The organism is Nostoc sp., from assembly GCF_036917455.1.
Classification (GTDB): Bacteria; Cyanobacteriota; Cyanobacteriia; order Cyanobacteriales; family Nostocaceae; genus Nostoc.
Window position 1 is genome coordinate 1 of sequence record NZ_JBALDK010000210.1, and the last position, 19,235, is coordinate 19,235.

The 19,235-nt window shown below is 41.2% G+C and carries 18 protein-coding genes and 2 pseudogenes; 10 read left to right on the forward strand and 10 right to left on the reverse strand.

All coding sequences use genetic code 11. The features are described from left to right. Positions 1–158 precede the first annotated feature (158 nt). Positions 159–797, reverse strand: a complete 639-nt coding sequence (locus tag V7K42_RS22445; RefSeq protein ID WP_334919509.1) for a peroxiredoxin — start codon at positions 795–797, stop codon at positions 159–161. A 352-nt stretch (positions 798–1,149) separates the two neighbouring features. Next, positions 1,150–2,304 carry an endo-1,4-beta-xylanase gene (locus V7K42_RS22450; protein WP_334919510.1) on the reverse strand — a complete coding sequence of 385 codons (1,155 nt, stop codon included), beginning with the start codon at positions 2,302–2,304 and terminating at the stop codon, positions 1,150–1,152. 523 nt (positions 2,305–2,827) lie between these two features. On the opposite strand from V7K42_RS22450, the pseudogene V7K42_RS22455 reads away from it, so the two are divergent. After that, positions 2,828–3,096 (forward strand): annotated as a pseudogene (locus tag V7K42_RS22455) (GlsB/YeaQ/YmgE family stress response membrane protein). A gap of 189 nt (positions 3,097–3,285) precedes the next feature. On the opposite strand, the pseudogene V7K42_RS22460 reads toward V7K42_RS22455, so the two are convergent. Continuing rightward, positions 3,286–3,408: pseudogene (locus V7K42_RS22460) on the reverse strand (IS630 family transposase); the annotation flags it as partial. Between the two features lie 333 nt (positions 3,409–3,741). On the opposite strand from V7K42_RS22460, the gene purH reads away from it, so the two are divergent. Next, positions 3,742–5,262 carry a bifunctional phosphoribosylaminoimidazolecarboxamide formyltransferase/IMP cyclohydrolase gene (gene purH / locus V7K42_RS22465; RefSeq protein ID WP_334919511.1) on the forward strand — a complete coding sequence of 507 codons (1,521 nt, stop codon included), beginning with the start codon at positions 3,742–3,744 and terminating at the stop codon, positions 5,260–5,262. A gap of 761 nt (positions 5,263–6,023) precedes the next feature. Next, the gene (locus V7K42_RS22470; protein ID WP_334919512.1) at positions 6,024–6,653 is read left to right on the forward strand and encodes an HD domain-containing protein; all 630 of its coding nucleotides are present in this window, start codon (positions 6,024–6,026) and stop codon (positions 6,651–6,653) included. A gap of 29 nt (positions 6,654–6,682) precedes the next feature. Here the strand turns inward: V7K42_RS22470 and V7K42_RS22475 are convergent, their stop codons facing one another. From V7K42_RS22475 to V7K42_RS22490, 4 genes are all read right to left on the reverse strand, one after another. Continuing rightward, positions 6,683–6,895 carry a Type 1 glutamine amidotransferase-like domain-containing protein gene (locus tag V7K42_RS22475; RefSeq protein ID WP_334919513.1) on the reverse strand — a complete coding sequence of 71 codons (213 nt, stop codon included), beginning with the start codon at positions 6,893–6,895 and terminating at the stop codon, positions 6,683–6,685. A gap of 28 nt (positions 6,896–6,923) precedes the next feature. Next, positions 6,924–7,616 carry a lipoate--protein ligase family protein gene (locus V7K42_RS22480; RefSeq protein WP_334919537.1) on the reverse strand — a complete coding sequence of 231 codons (693 nt, stop codon included), beginning with the start codon at positions 7,614–7,616 and terminating at the stop codon, positions 6,924–6,926. A 150-nt stretch (positions 7,617–7,766) separates the two neighbouring features. After that, a complete protein-coding gene (locus V7K42_RS22485; protein WP_334919514.1) occupies positions 7,767–8,246 on the reverse strand; it encodes a YbjN domain-containing protein in 480 nt (159 codons plus the stop codon). A gap of 261 nt (positions 8,247–8,507) precedes the next feature. Further along, positions 8,508–9,107 (reverse strand): hypothetical protein, encoded by a 600-nt coding sequence (locus V7K42_RS22490; protein ID WP_334919515.1) that lies wholly within the window; start codon positions 9,105–9,107, stop codon positions 8,508–8,510. 338 nt (positions 9,108–9,445) lie between these two features. Between V7K42_RS22490 and V7K42_RS22495 the strand changes: the two genes are divergently transcribed. After that, positions 9,446–10,366 carry a lysylphosphatidylglycerol synthase domain-containing protein gene (locus V7K42_RS22495; RefSeq protein ID WP_334919516.1) on the forward strand — a complete coding sequence of 307 codons (921 nt, stop codon included), beginning with the start codon at positions 9,446–9,448 and terminating at the stop codon, positions 10,364–10,366. 12 nt (positions 10,367–10,378) lie between these two features. On the opposite strand, the gene V7K42_RS22500 is transcribed toward V7K42_RS22495, so the two are convergent. Further along, positions 10,379–11,695: a hypothetical protein gene (locus V7K42_RS22500; RefSeq protein ID WP_334919517.1), complete on the reverse strand. Its 1,317-nt coding sequence runs from the start codon at positions 11,693–11,695 to the stop codon at positions 10,379–10,381. A gap of 691 nt (positions 11,696–12,386) precedes the next feature. Beyond that, on the reverse strand, positions 12,387–12,527 hold the full coding sequence (locus V7K42_RS22505; RefSeq protein ID WP_334919518.1) for a hypothetical protein: 141 nt from the start codon (positions 12,525–12,527) through the stop codon (positions 12,387–12,389). Between the two features lie 204 nt (positions 12,528–12,731). Here V7K42_RS22505 and ndhL point away from each other — a divergent pair, with 204 nt between their 5' ends. The 4 genes from ndhL to V7K42_RS22525 all read left to right on the forward strand — a co-directional run bounded on the left by ndhL (position 12,732) and on the right by V7K42_RS22525 (position 15,136). Next, complete coding sequence (gene ndhL, locus V7K42_RS22510) at positions 12,732–12,944, forward strand: NAD(P)H-quinone oxidoreductase subunit L (protein WP_094327754.1); 213 nt, start codon at positions 12,732–12,734, stop codon at positions 12,942–12,944. Positions 12,945–12,968: 24 nt separating this feature from the next. Next, positions 12,969–13,280 carry a DUF3007 family protein gene (locus V7K42_RS22515; RefSeq protein WP_334919519.1) on the forward strand — a complete coding sequence of 104 codons (312 nt, stop codon included), beginning with the start codon at positions 12,969–12,971 and terminating at the stop codon, positions 13,278–13,280. Positions 13,281–13,404: 124 nt separating this feature from the next. Then, positions 13,405–14,232, forward strand: coding sequence for a tryptophan synthase subunit alpha (gene trpA, locus V7K42_RS22520; RefSeq protein ID WP_334919520.1), 828 nt, complete (start codon positions 13,405–13,407; stop codon positions 14,230–14,232). Positions 14,233–14,467: 235 nt separating this feature from the next. Next, positions 14,468–15,136, forward strand: a complete 669-nt coding sequence (locus V7K42_RS22525; RefSeq protein ID WP_334919521.1) for a heterocyst differentiation related protein — start codon at positions 14,468–14,470, stop codon at positions 15,134–15,136. 278 nt (positions 15,137–15,414) lie between these two features. On the opposite strand, the gene V7K42_RS22530 is transcribed toward V7K42_RS22525, so the two are convergent. Further along, a complete protein-coding gene (locus V7K42_RS22530; RefSeq protein ID WP_334919522.1) occupies positions 15,415–17,304 on the reverse strand; it encodes a serine/threonine protein kinase in 1,890 nt (629 codons plus the stop codon). 163 nt (positions 17,305–17,467) lie between these two features. On the opposite strand from V7K42_RS22530, the gene V7K42_RS22535 reads away from it, so the two are divergent. Together V7K42_RS22535 and V7K42_RS22540 are read left to right on the forward strand one after the other, a co-directional pair. Next, positions 17,468–17,956 (forward strand): hypothetical protein, encoded by a 489-nt coding sequence (locus V7K42_RS22535; protein WP_334919523.1) that lies wholly within the window; start codon positions 17,468–17,470, stop codon positions 17,954–17,956. 130 nt (positions 17,957–18,086) lie between these two features. Continuing rightward, entirely contained in the window at positions 18,087–19,103 is a 1,017-nt protein-coding gene (locus V7K42_RS22540) for an HNH endonuclease (RefSeq protein WP_334919524.1), read from the forward strand. Positions 19,104–19,235 lie beyond the last annotated feature (132 nt).

A 19,235-nucleotide genomic window follows, 5' to 3' on the forward strand; every position in this document is an offset into this window, starting at 1 on the left:
GCATTAATTATATATTTTGTAGTATATAGTACTTTAAAGTACGTAATCTTGATTAGCGATCGCTCTTGGGAAAAAACTTTTTGGTTTACTGATACACGTTAGCCCGAAGAGCAGGGAGGAGTTCTTCGGGTTTAATAAGTAATCAAGCAAACATGATATTACTTGTTAGGCTGAGGAGTTAGCCGCAGATATGGTTTGACTTCCTGGTAGCCTTTGGGGAATTTTTCTTTGAGTACTTCTGGATCTTTCAGTGAGGGGACAATTACAACATCCTCTCCATCTTTCCAGTCAGCTGGTGTCGCCACGCTGTAATTATCAGTCAATTGCAAAGAATCAATTACCCGTAAAAGTTCGTCAAAGTTGCGTCCCGTACTGGGAGGATAGGTAAAAGAGAGACGGAGTTTCTTATTGGGGTCAATCACGAAGACCGAGCGCACTGTCACAGCCGCATTAGCATTAGGGTGGATCATGTCGTAAAGGTCAGCAACCTTGCGATCTGCATCCGCCAAAATTGGGTAATTAAGAGTGGTGCTTTGAGTTTCTTCAATGTCTCCCACCCAGCCTTTGTGAGATTCTACGTCATCAACGCTGAGTGCGATCGCTTTGACATTACGCTTGTCAAATTCTGGTTTCAGCTTGGCAACTGTGCCGAGTTCTGTTGTGCAAACAGGTGTAAAATCAGCAGGGTGAGAGAACAGCACAACCCAGCTGTCACCTGCCCATTGATAAAAATCGATGTCGCCGTGTGTTGAGGCTTGAGTAAAGTTGGGTACTGTGTCACCTAGACGGAGAGCCATGTGAGATTCCCTGTAGTTAGAAAGGCATATATATTCTAGTATGCCATCATGACATAAAACCCCGATTTCTCAATCGGACTTTAGCTGTTTGAAACAAAATTTTAGGTTGTCGGCGTTCTCAGATAAAGGGCGAGAGAGAGATAAAAACTATTGACTAAAATACACATATATGCTTTTAATTAATATGTTTTCCCTATAGGTTTTTCCTTACATAGAGGATTGCCAATATCAGGGCGATAGCTGATTACAAGCTATTGCAAGTCTAGCCTGATTGAGTTGCAACATTTCCACATTATTATTGCAGAATTATGATAAACTTTCTCTGGCATAAATACAATATTTTGAGAAGTTTCTAAGTTGCTTGCTGAAAAGCTTGGGCAATAGCATTGCGGCCAAGTTTAGGTTGCAAGTTCCGATCGTAGGGAAGCGGACGCAAAAATTGCTGACGACTTCGATCGGCTTTAAATTTTGCCGGCATGTAATTGAGATCGCGTATCCAGCTATAACGATCGGTAATCCCCCATGTAATTACAGTATCAACATTAGCCGCAAAGCATAAATCGAGATATCGCGTGTAACTGTCAGCTACCATCCGGTCTAACTCTTGGATAGTGTTGGGTAATGGAAAATCAATGATAATATCTAATTCCGTAATTACTGGTTTCACTTGAAGATCGTTAAGTCTTTTTAAGACAGAACTAAATCCTTTAGCATCAAAAGGGTATGCAGTAGAAAACCATAGATGCGATTCCAGACCTGCGCCGTCGATTTTAGCTCCATTATTCTTTAAGTATTCGATCAATGCTAACCATCGGTCTGCTCTCCATGAAGCGCCTTCCATGCTACTATCATTTAGGTAAAATAGCTTAGTACTATCAACTGAAGCCGCAAATTTAAACAATTCCAGAACATATTCCGGTGTTAATCCTGGAAGTAAACCATAGATAGCATCATTGGTTTCATTTGGATTAGCAGCGATAATTTCATTAGCAATATCCCAAGACTTTAAAACGGGGCTATTCTTATAATGTCCCATAACCCCAGTAACATGTTCTTGGAGTTGTTGCATTGTGGGGGGAAAAGAAACCCAGCTAGGTAATGCCTGATTCCAAAGAAGGGTATGACCGTGCAATTGTATATTATATTTTTGGCAGAAATCAGCAATTACATCTGCTGACTTAAAGGTAAATACTCCTGGTGATGGTTCAGTGGCGTTCCATTTTAATTCACCATTCGGTGTCGCAATCGAACATTCACGAGCAAGTAGGGCGGCATAACCTGCGTCTTTTTGTAAAGCGACACTATCAATTGCTGCACCATAAAGTTTTCCTTTGGTAGCAGCTAATTGCCGAAGGGGAGAATTTACATTTGTACTTGTATAACTTGCCATAGCAACATTGGTGCTATGCCCTTCTTTTTGATTCTCCTTTTGTAAAACCCCCATACTCAATAAAGCTGAAAGGGTTGTGTATCCTGCATTTTTTAAAAGTTTTCTCCGAGAAAGCATCAATTTTCGTCCATTTTCACAACGGTTGATTGTCGAATATGCAACGTCAGAACAGTTGCTATAAATTGTTCTTGCGTTAACCCTAAAGCAAGTCGCAAGTTATGAATATCTCCCAGGATTCTGGCTGTTTGATGTTCAAGGGGTTTTTGATAGCAATCTAACCATGTGAAATCTGAAGCTCCATCAGTAAATACGCGCAATTTATGTTTTTTTAGTAAAATTTCTTGCTGGAATGAAGGGAGTTTGTTAAGTGATGCCGAACTTTAATTCAAAGAGGAAAGCCAGGGTGCGATCGGAATCATATCCGATCGCTTATCTTTCCGTGCTAGCTTCTGGCTTGGAATGAGCTTCTTGTGCTTCGTCTATCGACTGGGGACGAATTGGAATCAGGGGAGTTCATCACGAGAAGTAACAGCATTCATCCTCAAGACTATTAATAATTAATTCTGCTGGTAGATTGAATCTCAATGTTTGGATTGCTATTGTGTATTTGTTAGTACAAAACGTTACTCAAATTAAAACAATGAATATTCTTGCTTGGATTGTTTTAGGTCTAATTGCTGGTGCTATTGCAAAGGCTATCTACCCCGGTCATCAAGGTGGCGGAATCTTAGCAACAATCTTATTAGGAATTATCGGTGCTTTTATTGGTGGTAGTTTGGGTGTATTTTTCAGTACAGGAACCTTGGCATTAGCTGCCCCCACTTTGATCCCGGTATTGCAGTAGCGGTTCTTGGCGCAATTGTCGCTGTTTTCTTGTGGAATGCGTTAACTAGCCGCAGTGCTTTGTAATAAATTAAATTGGAATTAATTAATAGTAAAAATCAGGGAATTCATTTGACTATACATTTAACTATATTTTATCCCTGAATTGAAATAAAACAATAGCGCTTACCTATATTTAGGTAGGCGCTATTATTTGCAGCAACGTTTACAAGTTGCGAAACACTCACAAAAGAAACTTCCGTTCAAACTCTTGAATCGCCCTTGTCTCCTCCCACTTTTAAGAGCATGAAAGCGATTCCCTCTTTGATTCCAACCATAGCCATAATCTTCTCTATTATCCATTCCAGCTTCGTCTATATAGACTATTTCCTCTGGTTTATACAAAAAATAGTGAATTATGGTGAATAAAAAATCTATGAAAGCTGTAAGAGAGATTTTGCAAAAAATTAATATTGACGGAGTAGACAGGCTACCAAAATAGCGAGAATATCATGAAGAATATATTAATTACAAGAGTCAATTAGATATATATGGAAGAGGAAGAATAGATGTTGTCCTGGCACAATACCTGTCATCTGTAGCAATATTAATTGATAAAAGTGATGAGCAGATAGTTATTAACGCTATTATCCTTAATGGTCTTGAACTGAAGCAAGGCTTATGCAAAACTTGAGATCCTTCGCTTCCAGCCTACTTTTAAGGAATTGATCAATGGCGCGTCTAGCCCTGCTGAGTGTATCTAACAAAACTGGTTTAATTGACCTAGCCCGTAGCTTGGTTGAAGAATTCGACTTTGATTTAATCAGCAGTGGGGGAACAGCCCAAGCCCTCAAAGATGCGGGACTCCCTGTCACCAAGGTTGCTGATTACACAGGTTCTCCAGAAATTTTAGGTGGCCGAGTCAAAACGTTGCATCCCCGAATTCACGGCGGGATTTTGGCGCGGCGAGATGTTCCTCAAGATATTACAGATTTAGAAAATAACCAAATTCGCCCGATTGATTTGGTGGTAGTGAATCTATATCCTTTTGAGGAAACGATCGCTAAACCAGGGGTAACATTAGCTGAAGCTGTTGAACAGATTGATATCGGTGGCCCAGCTATGTTACGGGCATCATCAAAAAACTTCGCCCATCTCGCTGTATTATGCGATCCAGCCCAGTATGACGACTATTTGGAAGAATTGCGCCAAAATAAAGGCGTAGCATCCCTAGAGTTTCGGCAAAAGGCGGCATTAAAAGGATTTTCGCACACTGCTAGCTATGATCAAGCGATCGCATCTTATCTCGCAGAAGCACAGCAGTACACCCTGAACGGTACACAATTGCAATCTCTGCGTTACGGCGAAAACCCTCATCAACCCGCCGCCTGGTATCAAACTGGTACTACCCCAACGGGATGGGCAGCCGCGACGAAACTGCAAGGTAAAGAACTTAGTTACAATAACTTAGTTGATTTAGAAGCCGCACGCCGAATTATTGCTGAATTCACTGATACCCCAGCAGCAACGATTATTAAGCATACAAATCCCTGTGGTACGGCATTGGGAAGCACTATTTTCGAGGCGTATCAAAAAGCTTTCAATGCTGATTCTACTTCTGCCTTTGGTGGCATTGTCGCACTCAACCGTCCGATTGATGCGGCTACAGCCAGCGAATTAACTAAAACATTTTTAGAATGCGTGGTTGCACCAAGTTGTGATGCGGAAGCTCAAGAAATCTTGGCTAAGAAATCTAACGTGCGGGTTTTGACTCTAGCTGATTTGAGCAGCGGCCCCAAGGATACCGTAAAAGCGATCGCAGGTGGTTTCCTTGTCCAAACTGGCGATGACATCATTGCTGATACCAGTCAATGGCAAGTAGTCACCGAACGTCAACCCACCGACAGCGAATTAGCCGAATTGCTGTTTGCGTGGAAAGTTTGCAAACATGTTAAATCTAATGCCATTGTTGTCACAAGCGATCGCACTACACTAGGAATAGGTGCTGGTCAAATGAACCGCGTCGGCTCAGTAAAAATTGCTTTAGAACAAGCTGGAGAAAAAGCCCAAGGTGCAACTCTCGCCAGCGATGGATTCTTCCCCTTTGATGATTCAGTCAAAACAGCCGCAGCCGCAGGAATTACAGCCATTGTCCAACCAGGGGGAAGTTTGCGCGATAAAGATTCTATCATTGCTGCTAAGGAACTGGGTTTAGTTATGGTCTTAACTGGTGTACGTCACTTTTTACACTAAATCACTGCTGATGTAGTGTACACTTAAGAAAGTGTCACACTATATACTTTCTTTAGAATTGAACTAGTGATATCGTTTAATCGTGTGTGAGGAGCAAGTTGAAAATAAAAAGCGCCTGGGGTGGAAACACGGCAACACTCCCAAGCGCTTTTTAATTTTTCAGAAATGTAATTGCTTGTGAAGTTTTGAAAATGTCACTCAATGTACTTGCCATTTGATAGAAGTAGTGATATGGTCTAATTGTGTGTGAGGAGCAAGTTAAAAATAAAAAGCGCCTGGGGTGGAAACACGGCAACACTCCCAAGCGCTTTTTAATTTTTCAGAAATGTGATTGCTTGTGAAATTTTGAAAATGTCACTCAATGTACTTGCCATTTGATAGAAGTAGTGATATGGTCTAATTGTGTGTGAGGAGCAAGTTAAGAATAAAAAATGCCTGGGGTGGAAACACGGCAACACTCCCAGGCATTTTTTAATTTGCGTATAAAAGTATTAAAAGTATAAAGAATAAGATTATTTAGTTCAGTTTTGAAAGTGTCACTCAATATACTCACCTTTTGATTGCAGCAGTGATAGTATCTACTTGTGTGAGGAGCAAGTTAAAAATAAAAAGCGCCTGGGGTGGAAACACGGCAACACTCCCAGGCGGTTTTTAATTCAGATGCAGGAAAAATTACTTGCAGATTTGCTGGAGTTATTGAGATAATTATCTACAGTCCAAAATCTAGTAAACTCCACCCGCAATCAAAACTATAAATTTAGGTGCAAATCAATCGGCTGACTCAACAAATTCAGTTCATCATCGAGATCGATCGATTGAAACAGGTGATGCGCCAAACCATGCTCATGGATGGGTCACGCCAGGAAAATAGTGCAGAACACTCTTGGCATTTAGCTATAATGGCGATCGCATTAGTAGAATATGCCCCAGAGGGTGTTGATATATTCCATGCTATCAAAATGCTGCTAATTCACGATTTGGTAGAAATTGATGCAGGTGACACCTTTTGTTACGATGTGCAGGGTAATGACAGCAAAGCAGAACGAGAAGCACAAGCAGCATTGCGTTTATTCGGACTTTTGCCAGCAGACCAAGGTAGTGAGTTGCGTTTACTTTGGGATGAGTTTGAAGCAGCAGAAACATCCACAGCTAAGTTTGCCGCAGCCCTAGACCGGATACAACCCTTGCTGCACAATCAGCAAACTCAGGGTGGAACTTGGCGCATTCATGGCATTCGCCGCGACCAAGTGATGAAACGGGTAGCACCAGTAGAAACGGGTGCGCCGGAACTGTGGCCCTTTGTTTTGCAATTGATTGATGATTGCGCGATCGCAGGGTATCTTAAAGATGATACTGCTCTAATTACTCAAGATTTTGGCGCTGAAAATTAATTATTAGCTTTTTCCCAAATATATAGGTTCTAAAATCGTTTCTTGAACCGTCTTATTGCTGAGTAGAATTTCACAATATATCTGTCAGAATCACCACTTGCTGTAGGGATAAAACAAATCTTTGGTTTTTTCTTTTTGGATAATTGCAAAATATATACATCGATCAGAGGGTTTTCAGGTTCCATTGAAAAGCCTCCACCGCCCATTGCAATGATTTGTTTAGGAACTGAATTTGTGTTCATTTTTAAATTCTGTTCTATTTCTATCCCATCAAATGACCTGAGAACCAGCCTGTAAAATCGGTTTCGCCAAAATTTCCTCCCACTCAGAGGATGAGAGGGGTTGTAACTCTATCTGCATATCAAAGCAATCGCTAGCTGCGGTAACTAAATCTGCAATAATCTTTTCCATACTCAGATTTTGAGGTAGTTGTCCAGTCGTAAAAGATTTTGCACCAAATACTTGAGCAAACAGTTCGGTATCAGGTTGCAAACGGATGGAACCATGTTGCAAAATTACTTTGCCACGTCGCAGTTGAGCGCTACCAATAATTTTAGTACCATCTGGCAAAACTAAATCTGCACTGGTTGCTGTACCAAAACAGTTAGGGTTGTGGATATAACCTCGCCCTTCTGTACCGTAACGTAATTCTACGCCGAGCGATCGCCAGCCTTGAATCAAAAACTCACAAATTTTTTCATACACTTGGAGGCGACTACCCGCTAGTCCAGATGTGATTACAGCGTAAGTTAAATCACCTTGGTGTAGCACCGCCCGTCCACCAGTAGGACGCTGCACTAAATCCAGTTTCTGTCCTTGCCAAGTCAAATTTCGCCAATATTCAGGGTATTGCCGTTGATGATAGCCAAGAGAAATGGCAGATGGCGACCAGGTATAAAAGCGCAGGGTTGGCGGATGCTTTCCAGCCTGGTGTTGTTCTAGTAACCAACGGTCAATCGCCATCTGCACATTGCCAGCCGCCTCTAGCAAAGGAAGTAGTCGCCACACTTTAGAATTCAAGAGTTAGGAATTGGGAGTTAGGGGTTAGGAGTTAAAAAGTTTATCACCTCATAACTCAGCACTCATAACCAATAACTGAAGCGAAGCGATTAGTCAAGTTGCACCAAATTCAGATTGTAAGGCTTCATCGTTGTTATCAGCGATCGTTGCCACAATGGTAATCAGCCGAGACACTTCGCCAGGAGATAACTCTGCCAAGGTGCGTGTTGATATCACAACCACTCGGTTTTCTATAATACCAAAACGCGCTTCAAAAGTGCTAGAGCAGTTCAACTCCAACAGATAACGCATCAACTTAGGTTCGTCTTTAGCAGGTAAATTTAGCACCGTAGACCAAACCGTTATGGTGTCTTCATCGGTTGTGCCGTTGAGTTGGACAAATACTTCCACACTTCCGTACTTAAACTTCCAGAGATAACCAGCCTCTGGAGTATGGCTAACCATAGCACTATCATCTTGTTCCAAAGAGTCGATGACATTTTCAATTACCTCCAGATGGTTAATCCCTGCGGTCTGGGCGATTAACTCATTAACGGATTCGTTACTAGTTAGGGGTTCTTGGTAGCTTGTCATACAGATTTTTTTCTCGACATACTTGCTGTTTCATCTACACATACTTTATAACTTGTGGACGCAGTTGGTTTGAGCTTCCTTTTACAGATTCTCGATCTACTGTTGATACTAGTAGTAGTATTGACCTAAAGCCTGGTGTAGACGTGGTTCCTAAACGCCTTTTTAACTCAAAAAAGCCTGCGTAGGCAGACTTTTTTGGGATGCCCACAGATTAAAGCCTGTGGGCAATTTCATATTTTTGTAGAAGATTAAAGACTAATTTCAATCAACGTCTTTCACTGTTCTCTTCACTGCATTGCCTGCATCCTCAGCTGTGCGCTGAACATTTTTACCAGTATCCTCAGCCCCACGCTGTACATTTTTTGTCAAGTCTTCGGTAGCATTCTGGGTATTTCCCTTGAGATTTTCAAATCCGCGCTGAGTCCCTTTAACTAAACCTTCCCGGACTTCATCAGCTGAACTGCCGATATCTTCACCAAATTTCTTCACTCTTTCACCAAGGGGTGTACCTTGTTGGAAATTTCGACCATATTGCTCGCGGCTGTCGATTCCCTTCTGCTCAATATTTTTTTGAGCATTTTTTACTAGTGCCTCAGCTTTATCATTTGCTGCCTTTTCATCTCTCGCTCTGGGATCTACATCACTAAAATTATTGATCCCACCAGCCGGAGAGGAAAGAGGGTAATCTTTTGTAGGATCGTATCGTTCGGTATTAGGTGCTTGAGAACCCGGCTGTGGTGGCTGTGATGCTACTCCTGGAGTACCACAAGCTTGTACGGTAAATAGAAATATTCCTACTAGAAGAACAGTTAAAACTTTCAAGGGACGAATGTTTTTCAACCAATTCATTGCTTTTTTCATAGTTCTCACTCCTTGCATTTTTGTGATCTAGTTAGACTTCAACCAAGATAGCATTTGGAATTATTTTTGTATCCCAAGCATTCTAGAAATGAATAAAAACTTTACTTAATAATATGAATAATGAAATAAGTTTTACCTCTAGCGCAAGTCACATATTAATTAGTACAAAAGGAATAACTTTGTCTAACTCTAGGAAGATATAAATTAAAATAATATGGTTGTCGTAAAAAGAACTACGTCAACCTGTTTGATGCTTCAAAAGCTTTGGGTATATAGCTAATGTGCTATAAAATTTGAGGTATTCAGCCGTTGTTGCTCACCGTTAAATTACTAAATTCATGAAGCAATTTTTACGCTGGATAATTTTGGGGGGAACGCTGTTTTTTTTAGCCAAAGCCTTGAAGGATAATTGGATTGGAGTGACTGCTATTCGCATTGATGGGGTAGGATGGGCAATTATAGCGATCGCTACAGGGGTAACTTTACTAGCACATACTTGGGCAGGCTGGGTCTGGACTTGGATTCTCCAAGAGTTAAATCAACCTATATCATCTCCCCAATTTATCCAAGTTTACCTAAAAACGAACATTGCTAAGTATTTACCAGGTAATATCTGGCATTACTACGGGCGAATTGTCGCCGCCAAAAATGCCAATGTTTCGGCTGGTGCAGCCACTTTAAGCGTTTTGCTAGAACCCCTACTCATGCTAGCAGCTGCTTTAATCATCATTGTCTTATGCAGTAGCCAATTTGCGGCGGCTAATACTACTGTTGTTATCCAAATACTGCAATTGCTGAGTTTAGCTGTAGTTCTTTGTGCGATTCATCCCTGGTTTTTAAACCCAGTTATTCGTTTTTTATCCAGATTGAAAGCAAAAAAGTCTGCTGCTACTACTGAGCAAACTCTTCCCTTGAGTCTTAAAAGCTACCCCCTACGCCCTTTATTAGGAGAATTGGGCTTTATAGGACTACGCGCCACTGGGTTTATATTAACTATGTTCGCCCTGGGTTCGTTGAGTGCGAATCAAATTCCTTTGTTGTTAGGGGCTTTTAGTTGTGCTTGGCTGTTAGGGCTTGTGATTCCGGGTGCGCCTGGTGGGTTGGGTGTGTTTGAAGCGACTGCATATCAGCTTTTGCAACATCACTTTCCAGCGGCCCTAGTATTTAGTGCGATCGCTCTATATCGCCTTATTAGTATTCTAGCTGAAACTGCGGGCGCTGCCCTCGCTTGGTTAGACGAACGTCTTGCTAAAGCCTAAATTAGGCGACACTTATTTGTGTCTATCTACTTTCATCTGTGAAAACACACGATAACCATCCAAATTCAACTGCGGATTACTACTTTGTTCTTCCATCTTAATCAAGTTATATTCTACGTTTTCTGCATAGATCGCAAACGTGATATTAAAAATCTCCATAAAATTGATTACACCTTTACATTCATCTTCAGGATAGTTTTCGTAAAACCTAATCAAATGAGCAATTCGAGTTTCTAAATGCTTACGAGAATTTTTACAAATTAGAATAATTTTTAAAAGGATAATTACTAACGTTAAAGCATGACCTTGGGTAATTAATGAGATAAATAATGATGAGGGTTCTTTACCATTTTCTATTGTCAAGCAATCAATTACTCGATTACAGGTTCTTAAAAACAATTCTTTAGTGATAACTTCCCGATCGTAATCCTTCTTCCATGACGATAAAGTTTTTATAAAATGCTGTTTCCAAGCCTCGACTGATTCTTGTTTGGATACAGAGAGAAATAGGTATTTTTCAAGATTAATTTTAAATTCTTCCAATGTCTGATTTTGAGTTTGTTTAATAAATATATGGGCAATATTCTCATGACTAAAAACACCTCTTTTTAAAACAATCGCTTTTATTAAACGCAGAGCCTGATCTCCTAAAACACTAGGATTTTTATAGCGGGCTGTGCTTGAAACGGCAGATTGAGAACGAGCAATATACATTGCTAGTTCAAACTTAAATTTTTCTTTTATCTGTTTAGAAAGCTTTCTAGCAGCCTCTTGTTGCTCTATGGGATTATTTTTATTAACAGATTGATCGATTAATAAATAAGAACTATAGCGATTAGCCCAATGACCTTTAAATGATTCATCATATTTAGCAGCAAACAATTTCAATTCTTGGTAGTCTTTGCTGTTTACAAAATTTTCTAGCCAAGTTTTACAAGTTTTTACTATTGGAGCATTATCCTCCTTTATTTTGAGATTTTCATTAATAAATAAGTTAACTAACTCTTGGATATATTTATCTTTCCTGTTAGCTTTCCAATTATTAACTATAATGTAGCAGCACCGTTTTAATGTATTACATAGCTCTTGTTCGTTATCATCTAAAAAAACACTATATATTCCGGGTATATAATCGGAATCTTCTAAATCCAGTCCTTCTATAAATAAACCTTTGAATTCTCGTAAAACATCATCTGGCAACAAACTTTTGACAATTTCTATGAAGAAGCTATAAACCTCTTCTTGTGCAATTTGCACATTTGTCTGGCTAGAGTTAGACGTAACACTATGGGTCTTTTCCTGACTAATTGATAAACTATTCGCGTTCATTCTAGTTATCAGGACAAAAAGGCTTCCTGTTCATATTATTATCAGCTTAACCTTGGTGAACAGTAGCATCAATCTATTCTTCTCAAATTCAGCAATCTTTTTACACAAATTTGATAAAATCTAACCATAAATAAAGTATTAAACCCAAATTGTCTAATACTTCATCCAATTATTCAGTGAAATTACTTAGCTTCAATAATTAAATCCAATACAAAAAAGTATGGGCGAGTTGATTTACCATTAAACACAACTCGCCCATACTTTTTTATGTAGGAGCCTTTTGGCATTTTCAATTTTAAGTGGGGGTGGAGGGACTTGAACCCACACGACCTATTACGGTCAACGGATTTTCATCCTCCCGCAGTTTTCACTGCTACCTGATGGCAATAGCCAAATCAGGTTTTGAGAATTGGACTCTCCCTTTACCCTCGACTTAACGTTAGGGTAGCTCCCGTCGGGTCTCTGCACCTTCCGAATAGTTAAGAATTAGGAGTTTTAATTCACTCTGCACTCACGACTTTTTTCGGCTTGGCTCAGGATTGCCATGTCTGTCACCAGATTTAGGTTTCCCTGAGTTTGAGAGCTTCCACTTGAGGGATTTCTCCTTCAAGGCTCAGTTATCTAAGTCCGTAGCGTCTACCATTCCGCCACACCCCCGCAGGTGTTTGCTAATTAACTAGTATAGACCTAGTTATTTTTTGGAGGCAGCAAATACCGCCTTATCTATTCCACCATCAATTGTGTCTTTTGTCCAACTAGATTGAAAATATTTTTTCCAGATTGTGCGATCGCTTCCTAAATTTGGAAGTTTTTCATGTTTTTTCGTAATCAACCCGGATGAATTTTCGATTTTGTCTGACTAAAGCATTCATTTGTCGGCAGATTTACGATAATAGCATAAAATAATCTTTTATCAATCAATCTGGATATAAAAAAGGAATTATAGGGTAGTTATGGTGAAAGCATCGTGACTATACTTCCCTCAGTTTGGCTGTTCAGCCTATGATGGAAAACAGATGCTTAAGACTTGAAAGTTATGATTGTAGCCCTCCTGTATCTGGTTTTGGCTGGAGCTTACCTTTTGGTAATCCCGATCGCTGTTTTGCTGTACCTAAAGCAGCGTTGGTATGTCGCTAGCTCCATTGAGCGTCTCTTGATGTACTTTTTGGTGTTTTTCTTCTTCCCAGGCTTGTTGGTTCTATCGCCGTTTGTAAATTTCCGACCCCAACGGCGACAAATTCAAGTTTAACGAGATTGGTAGGTCATAACTCTCATGCGACGGATTGACGCTATTGGAATTGGCTTAGGTGTTTTTATTGCTGGCGGCTTGGCATATTTAGGATTGCAGCTAGTCGGTTTGGATACTCAGAAAGCTGGTATATGGAGCCAAGTCTTACTAGTCAGTGCTTTAATTGGCTGGTTAGCGACCTATTTTTTCCGTGCGGTGGGACAAAAAATGACCTACCACCAACAACGGGAACAGTACGAGCAAGACTTTCTGCAAAAGCGGCTAGATGAGCTTACTCCCGAAGAACTAGCACGAATTCAAGCTGAAATAGAACAAGAAGAGCAATCTCAGGTGTAAAGTTATCATTGGTCAGTTGTCTCATTTGTTCTTTGTCATTTGTCCTTTGTAACTTGCCTAAAGCTAATGACCACTGACCAATGACCACTGACCAATGACCACTGACCAATGACACTTGACTAAAATGACTGCGATTTCTGATTGCTTTGAAACCCTTGGACGGAATCGTGAGTGCGCTCTGATTCCGTTTATTACTGCTGGCGATCCAAATTTAGAAACAACAGCAAAAGCTTTGCAGGTTCTAGATCAAAGTGGAGCCGATATTATTGAATTGGGTGTACCTTATTCCGATCCTCTGGCTGATGGGCCAGTGATTCAAGCTGCTGCTACCCGCGCCCTGCAAAGGGGTACGAAGTTAGAGCAGGTGCTGGAAATGTTGCAAGGGATTACTCCCAAACTGCGATCGCCAATTATCCTATTTACCTATTACAACCCAATTTTGCATCGGGGAATAGACAAATTTCTCCAGGAAATAGCCTCGGCTGGGGTAGCAGGATTGGTAGTACCAGATTTGCCCTTGGAAGAAGCAGCAAGCTTGCTCGAACCAGCTAAGGAAATGGGAATTGATGTAATCTTATTGGTCGCTCCCACCAGTGATGCGGAACGGATAAAAGCGATCGCTCATTCATCCCTTGGATTTATTTATTTAGTCAGCGTCACCGGGGTTACAGGGGTGCGATCGCAACTGGAAAACCGCGTGTCCGATTTACTCAAACAAATTCGTGGTGTTACTGAGAAACCCATCGGTGTAGGTTTTGGGATTTCTGAAGCCGCACAAGCCCGTCAGGTAAAGGAATGGGGTGCAGATGCTGCGATCGTGGGGAGCGCTTTTGTGAAACGGTTAGCAGAAGGTACACCAGAGCAGGGACTAAATGCGATCGCCCAATTTTGCCAAAGTCTCAAAGCAGCCATCAAGACTACCAACACCAGTACAAATACTCCTCTTGATTAGACTGGTCAAGTAGATTAAAAAGTATAACATCGCCGTTTTTCTAGCCTTGTTTGATAGACAATTTGACCATTATGGTTTTGAATATTAACATCAGATATCATGATGTAAAAAAACTAGCTGATCCGGTCGCTTATAGTTTGAGTATTATGTGAAGTCAAGTAGGCATAATTTATGAGTGTGAGAGTGAGTCAGTCACAAATGATTATAGTTACGTCGCAACCGAGGAGCATAGGCGATGAGTGAGAGTATGGCGTTTATCGGCGGGGTCGCCGTAGCTGGGCTGGCGGCTCTCGTATTGCTCAAAGGAACAAATACCCCCCTACAACCCAACTTTGCTGTTGCTCCGCAAATGCCAGGGACTGTAGTAGCGCCAGGAATGCAGTCACCAATGTATCCTTACGGCCCTTATGGGCAACCAGTGTATCCTAATCCTAATCAGCCACCAACTGCTGCTAGTGCTGACCAACGCCTAGAGATGGAGAAGCTGAATACACAGATGCAGTTAGAGCGTTTAAAAAACGATAACGAACAGCTGAAGGTTCAAAATCAACAACTTCAAGGCCAAGTTCAAAATTTCAATACTCAGCAGCAGTGGCAACAAGCCCAGCAGTTGAATCAACAAAAAGTAGCAACATTCCAGCCGCAGCAAAATCCTTCTTGGTGGTCTTCACCTATGCTTTGGGCTGTGGGAGGCGCAACTCTAACTATTGGTGGTGGTGTTGTCGTCGCTGGGGTATTGGCTTTGTTCTCACCACGGCAGCGTCCAGCCCGTACTGTACAAGTAATTCACCCTTACCAAGGAAATACGCCGCCCTTGGTTCCAGTCCGTCGCGCTGAGTTTTTGCCTGCTTCACGGATGGAAGCAAGACGAGTTGAAGCTCCAGAATACGACGAAATGCATTAATCGAGAAAATCAAACTATAGATAAACACCGATTAAAAATCTCGTTTCCAGATTCTACCTGGAAACGTTTTTTATTTGGCTGCTGCAAACGAGGTAAACACTCGTAAGAAACCATTTATAAAGTAAATCTCCAGTAGGGTGGGTTACGGCTTTAGCCTAACTCACGGTATTATATAGGTGTGCGTTTAGGCCCGAGAGTAATAACAAATCATATCGAAAATATGCACCTAACACACCCTACAATAACTTTATTTTTTATTTATAAATACCCTATAATTCCTAAAAGCCACTTTTAGGAGTTTCTGTGGTATTGGGACTCTCTTTAGTTGCAGGTTGGTTAGTATCGGGAAGTTTCTGTTGAGTACTCTTCTGATTACCTTGATTTTCTAGTTTAGTTAGTGCCTGTTTTGCCAAATTTTCGGCTGCTTGTTTAAATAATGGTTCTATTTTGTTTCGCCAGTATTTAGTATTAGGCAATTTTTCTGGATGGTTTCTATAGTCTAAAACTTTATCCCATTTACCATCATCTATTGCTTTGTTGATTTCATTAGATAACGCCTCAGCCTTAGCCCAATCGTCCTGCCACTGGGCAATCATTTTGCCTGTCTCTTGGATACCAGAAGCAGCATTTGCCGGAATCGATCTTAAAAGTGCGATCGCTCCAACTATATCTCCTGAATCATACTTCTTTTTTGCTTGTTCTATAGTATTGGCACTGTTATCATTAGGCTGCGATTTCCCAGCGTCGGAATTTGACCCCTTCGGCTTTTCTGGTAATGGAGTTACAACATCGCTAGATTGGGCTTTTGGCTTGGGAGTTGGTCGAGTTGCAATCAAAGTGCCATCATCTACAATCTTAGTTGCAATGCCTTTTTCGCGTAGGCAAGAAGCCCATTCTCCATTATTAGTTATCACATCCGAGTGTGCCCAAGCCAAACGACCAGATTTAAGTTTAACTTCTATCCAACCTCGTCTTGTTCGCTTGCCAGTCACCTCGAAATTAGTGTTATCCGCCACTGTTTGCAGAACATTATCAGAATTTATCGAACTAGGTTCAGAACGGATATTAGAATTTCCGACGACAACAGCCGAGCATTTATTTGCTAAAGAGGTATCCTTACCTGTAAGATTTAAGGCTAAATTTTTCACATTTGGATATACATTTGCTACCAAGGCAGCCGCACCACCCGCCAATAATATGCCAATTAATATTGGCCATGGGTCAGATTTACTAGAGTCTTGACGGGCAGGTTTGACAGGATTTGCTGGTGCAACTGCAACCGTTTGCAGCCGAGATACTTGACGTTGGGATTTAGTGGATTCTGGAAGTGGAGAAAGTGTAGGGACTGGATTAATCGCATCTTTACATGCTTGCAGTGCTTCCGTGGCGTTTTGGTAGCGGTCTTTGAAGTGATAACGCACCATTTTGGACAACACTGCCGCCAATCGGGAGTTTACGGTTACTGATTGCTGCCAAATGATTTCGCCCGTTTCCGGGTCTTCTTGCAATTCTGTTGGCTGTAATCCTGTTAATGCTTGAATGGCAATGATACCGAGGGAATAAATATCACTGTTGGGGCGGGGTTTACCTTGCCCTTGTTCTGTGGGCATATAACCAGGAGTGCCGATAACCACAGTAGCAGAGGGTTCTTTGCCCACTGTTACCAGTTGTGTACGCAGTTGCTTTACTGCCCCAAAATCTACTAAAACTAACTTATTATCTGAAGCGCGACGGATGATATTATCCGGTTTGATGTCGCGGTGAATCACGCCTTGGCGGTGGACAAATTCGAGAATTTCCAGAACTTCTTGCAATAGTTGAATTACTTGGCTTTCACTCCAGCGTTTACCAAGTAGAAGTTCCTCAGCTAGGGTCTGTCCTTCAATATATTCTTGTACTAAATAAAATTCTTGGTTTTCGTCAAAGTACGCTAACAGCCTGGGTATTCGGTCATAGTTGCCTAGTTTTTCTAAGGTTTCGGCTTCGCTGTTGAACAGGCGTTTAGCAGTATCAAAAACTCTGGGGTCAGTTCCGGGTTTGAGATGCTTAACAACGCAGATAGGGTTGCCTGGCCGCCTAGTATCTTGGGCAATGTAGGTTTGACCAAATCCTCCCATTGCGAGGACTCTAATTACTTGGTAACGATGGTCTAGTAGCTTGCCTATCATATTCCCTCCCCAGAGTTATTACCTAATTTTCCAGCTAGTAATAAATATCTCCAAATTTTCTTCAATGAAATCCGCTATCTTGAGAAAAGATTTAGATTAAAAACGCAGCTTTTTAATAAACGCAGACTGTTTCTTTTTCTTTTAGTGCCCCTGTTTATTACCAATGCCACCTAAAATAACCAACTCAGTTGCATGGCAGCAGGCTGAAATCCTCATGCAACCTGCTTTCATTCGTGTTATCGACAATATCCGCAAGTCCCTTGATGAATCTTCGTGGACGGGAACTTACCACGATGTCCTGATTTGGCCGCCTAGCACCACTGATGAAATCAAAGCATTGGTGACTGAGTTGTTGCAAGCGATGGAAACTGCAACGCCCCAAGAAGCAGATGAAATCAGAGAGACTCTGGCTCGTCTGCCGATGCCCCATCCAGGATATCATCTCCGTTTGCAGCGTCAACAGCAAGAAACGAGTATCGATCTATGGGAATTGTGTTATGAGGTGTGTTTTCTTGAATACAGTCCAAAAAAGGAAGGTGCTGATATTGATACTAGTTTAATCGATGAACTGGGTGAAGTGGATTGGCTGCGTTTGGATGCAAAGGCAAAGGAGTTGGTTGAACAGGCGTTTGCTAATTTACCAGATAGTTGAGAAAATCAAGTAATTACTATATCTTTAAAATTTTGAAAGTAAATTGGTTATGAATGCTGAGGTGCTTCTTAGTTTGAGAAAGTCAAACTAGAGCAAACACTCCACAGCAGAAATGAAAGGTTATTAAAACATGGATTTTATCAACCAAGCACAGAAGTTGGCAGATAACATTAGAGATAAAGCTCAAGAAGCAGCCAGCAATGTAGTAAACGGGATGGATGAGGTAGTTGATGGAATCAAGAACGCTACTACCGAAATAACTACTTCAAGTGTCCATGCACTTAATGATTTACAAAGTTTATCAACCATAGCAACACAGACAGGTTTTCAAACTGTTCAAAATGTTAGTAAAACATTTCAACAAAATGCTGTTGCAGTTGCCACATCGAGCATGGTTATGGCTGATGCTTTGCAAAATTTACCTAAGACAGCTGCCGAATTAGCCCAAGAGATGCCCAAGATTGCAAAGAGGCTGAAATATCGTGCTGGTGTTCGGGTGGGAGACTCACCTCGTTCTGATGCAGATGTCATGAAGCTTTTTGAGAAAATTCCTGGTACATCAAAGCTTGGAGCCAAAGAATATACAATTCGTCAATTTCTGAGAGATAAACATGGTAGCCACATCAATCCCCGTTCCAAAGGTGGATCGAATGCTGCTGATAATATCCTTTGGGAAGTAGGTGTTGACAATCTCCGTCGCGGAGCTCAAGTCATGACCGTTGGCGAACAGTTTTATATTCGGGTTTATAATGCGGTAGATTCTATTGTTACCAATTCTGGGACAATCGCTAGACTTGGCATTACTGCAACGGGAACAGCTATTCTCACCCAAGTTGTAATAACGGCGATTTCCTACTCTTTGGATCTTTATCGGGGCGATATTACTGTCGAAGAGTATAAAAATCTCATTTTTGAAGCAGCAAAGGCAGCAGGGATTGCGACACCAATTGTTTTTTTAGTCTTGGTAGCTGTGTTAGCTTTATTTCCAGAATTTACAGTAATTTTGTCAGCACCAGTGGTTGTTGCAGGCTTCAATGCTTTACTTGGTATTAGTATTGCTACCCCAATCATTCAATCGCTAGTCCGTCATGTCGAAGCTGGAGGTTTTGGGATAGAAACTGCTGAAGCTTACAGCAATACCCGCTAAGTGTAAAGCTCAGGGGAGCAACGCGAAAAAATGAGATCCTCGTGAAAAGAGCTCTTGAGGCAGGGGGAGCAGGGGGAGCAGGGGGAGTGAAGAGAAAACTTTAGTATTTTTTACGACCTTTGTAGCTATAAA

Bases quoted from the DNA above. Each gene is read 5' to 3' on its own strand.
- V7K42_RS22525 (WP_334919521.1), top strand. From the start codon at position 14,468: ATGAGTGAGAGTATGGCGTTTATCGGCGGGGTCGCCGTAGCTGGGCTG.
- V7K42_RS22445 (WP_334919509.1), bottom strand. From the start codon at position 797: ATGGCTCTCCGTCTAGGTGACACAGTACCCAACTTTACTCAAGCCTCA.
- V7K42_RS22530 (WP_334919522.1), bottom strand. From the start codon at position 17,304: ATGATAGGCAAGCTACTAGACCATCGTTACCAAGTAATTAGAGTCCTC.
- purH (WP_334919511.1), top strand. From the start codon at position 3,742: ATGGCGCGTCTAGCCCTGCTGAGTGTATCTAACAAAACTGGTTTAATT.
- V7K42_RS22475 (WP_334919513.1), bottom strand. From the start codon at position 6,895: ATGAACACAAATTCAGTTCCTAAACAAATCATTGCAATGGGCGGTGGA.
- V7K42_RS22535 (WP_334919523.1), top strand. From the start codon at position 17,468: ATGCCACCTAAAATAACCAACTCAGTTGCATGGCAGCAGGCTGAAATC.
- V7K42_RS22490 (WP_334919515.1), bottom strand. From the start codon at position 9,107: ATGAAAAAAGCAATGAATTGGTTGAAAAACATTCGTCCCTTGAAAGTT.
- V7K42_RS22500 (WP_334919517.1), bottom strand. From the start codon at position 11,695: ATGAACGCGAATAGTTTATCAATTAGTCAGGAAAAGACCCATAGTGTT.
- V7K42_RS22480 (WP_334919537.1), bottom strand. From the start codon at position 7,616: ATGGCGATTGACCGTTGGTTACTAGAACAACACCAGGCTGGAAAGCAT.
- ndhL (WP_094327754.1), top strand. From the start codon at position 12,732: ATGATTGTAGCCCTCCTGTATCTGGTTTTGGCTGGAGCTTACCTTTTG.
- V7K42_RS22515 (WP_334919519.1), top strand. From the start codon at position 12,969: ATGCGACGGATTGACGCTATTGGAATTGGCTTAGGTGTTTTTATTGCT.
- trpA (WP_334919520.1), top strand. From the start codon at position 13,405: ATGACTGCGATTTCTGATTGCTTTGAAACCCTTGGACGGAATCGTGAG.
- V7K42_RS22450 (WP_334919510.1), bottom strand. From the start codon at position 2,304: ATGCTTTCTCGGAGAAAACTTTTAAAAAATGCAGGATACACAACCCTT.
- V7K42_RS22485 (WP_334919514.1), bottom strand. From the start codon at position 8,246: ATGACAAGCTACCAAGAACCCCTAACTAGTAACGAATCCGTTAATGAG.
- V7K42_RS22540 (WP_334919524.1), top strand. From the start codon at position 18,087: ATGGATTTTATCAACCAAGCACAGAAGTTGGCAGATAACATTAGAGAT.
- V7K42_RS22495 (WP_334919516.1), top strand. From the start codon at position 9,446: ATGAAGCAATTTTTACGCTGGATAATTTTGGGGGGAACGCTGTTTTTT.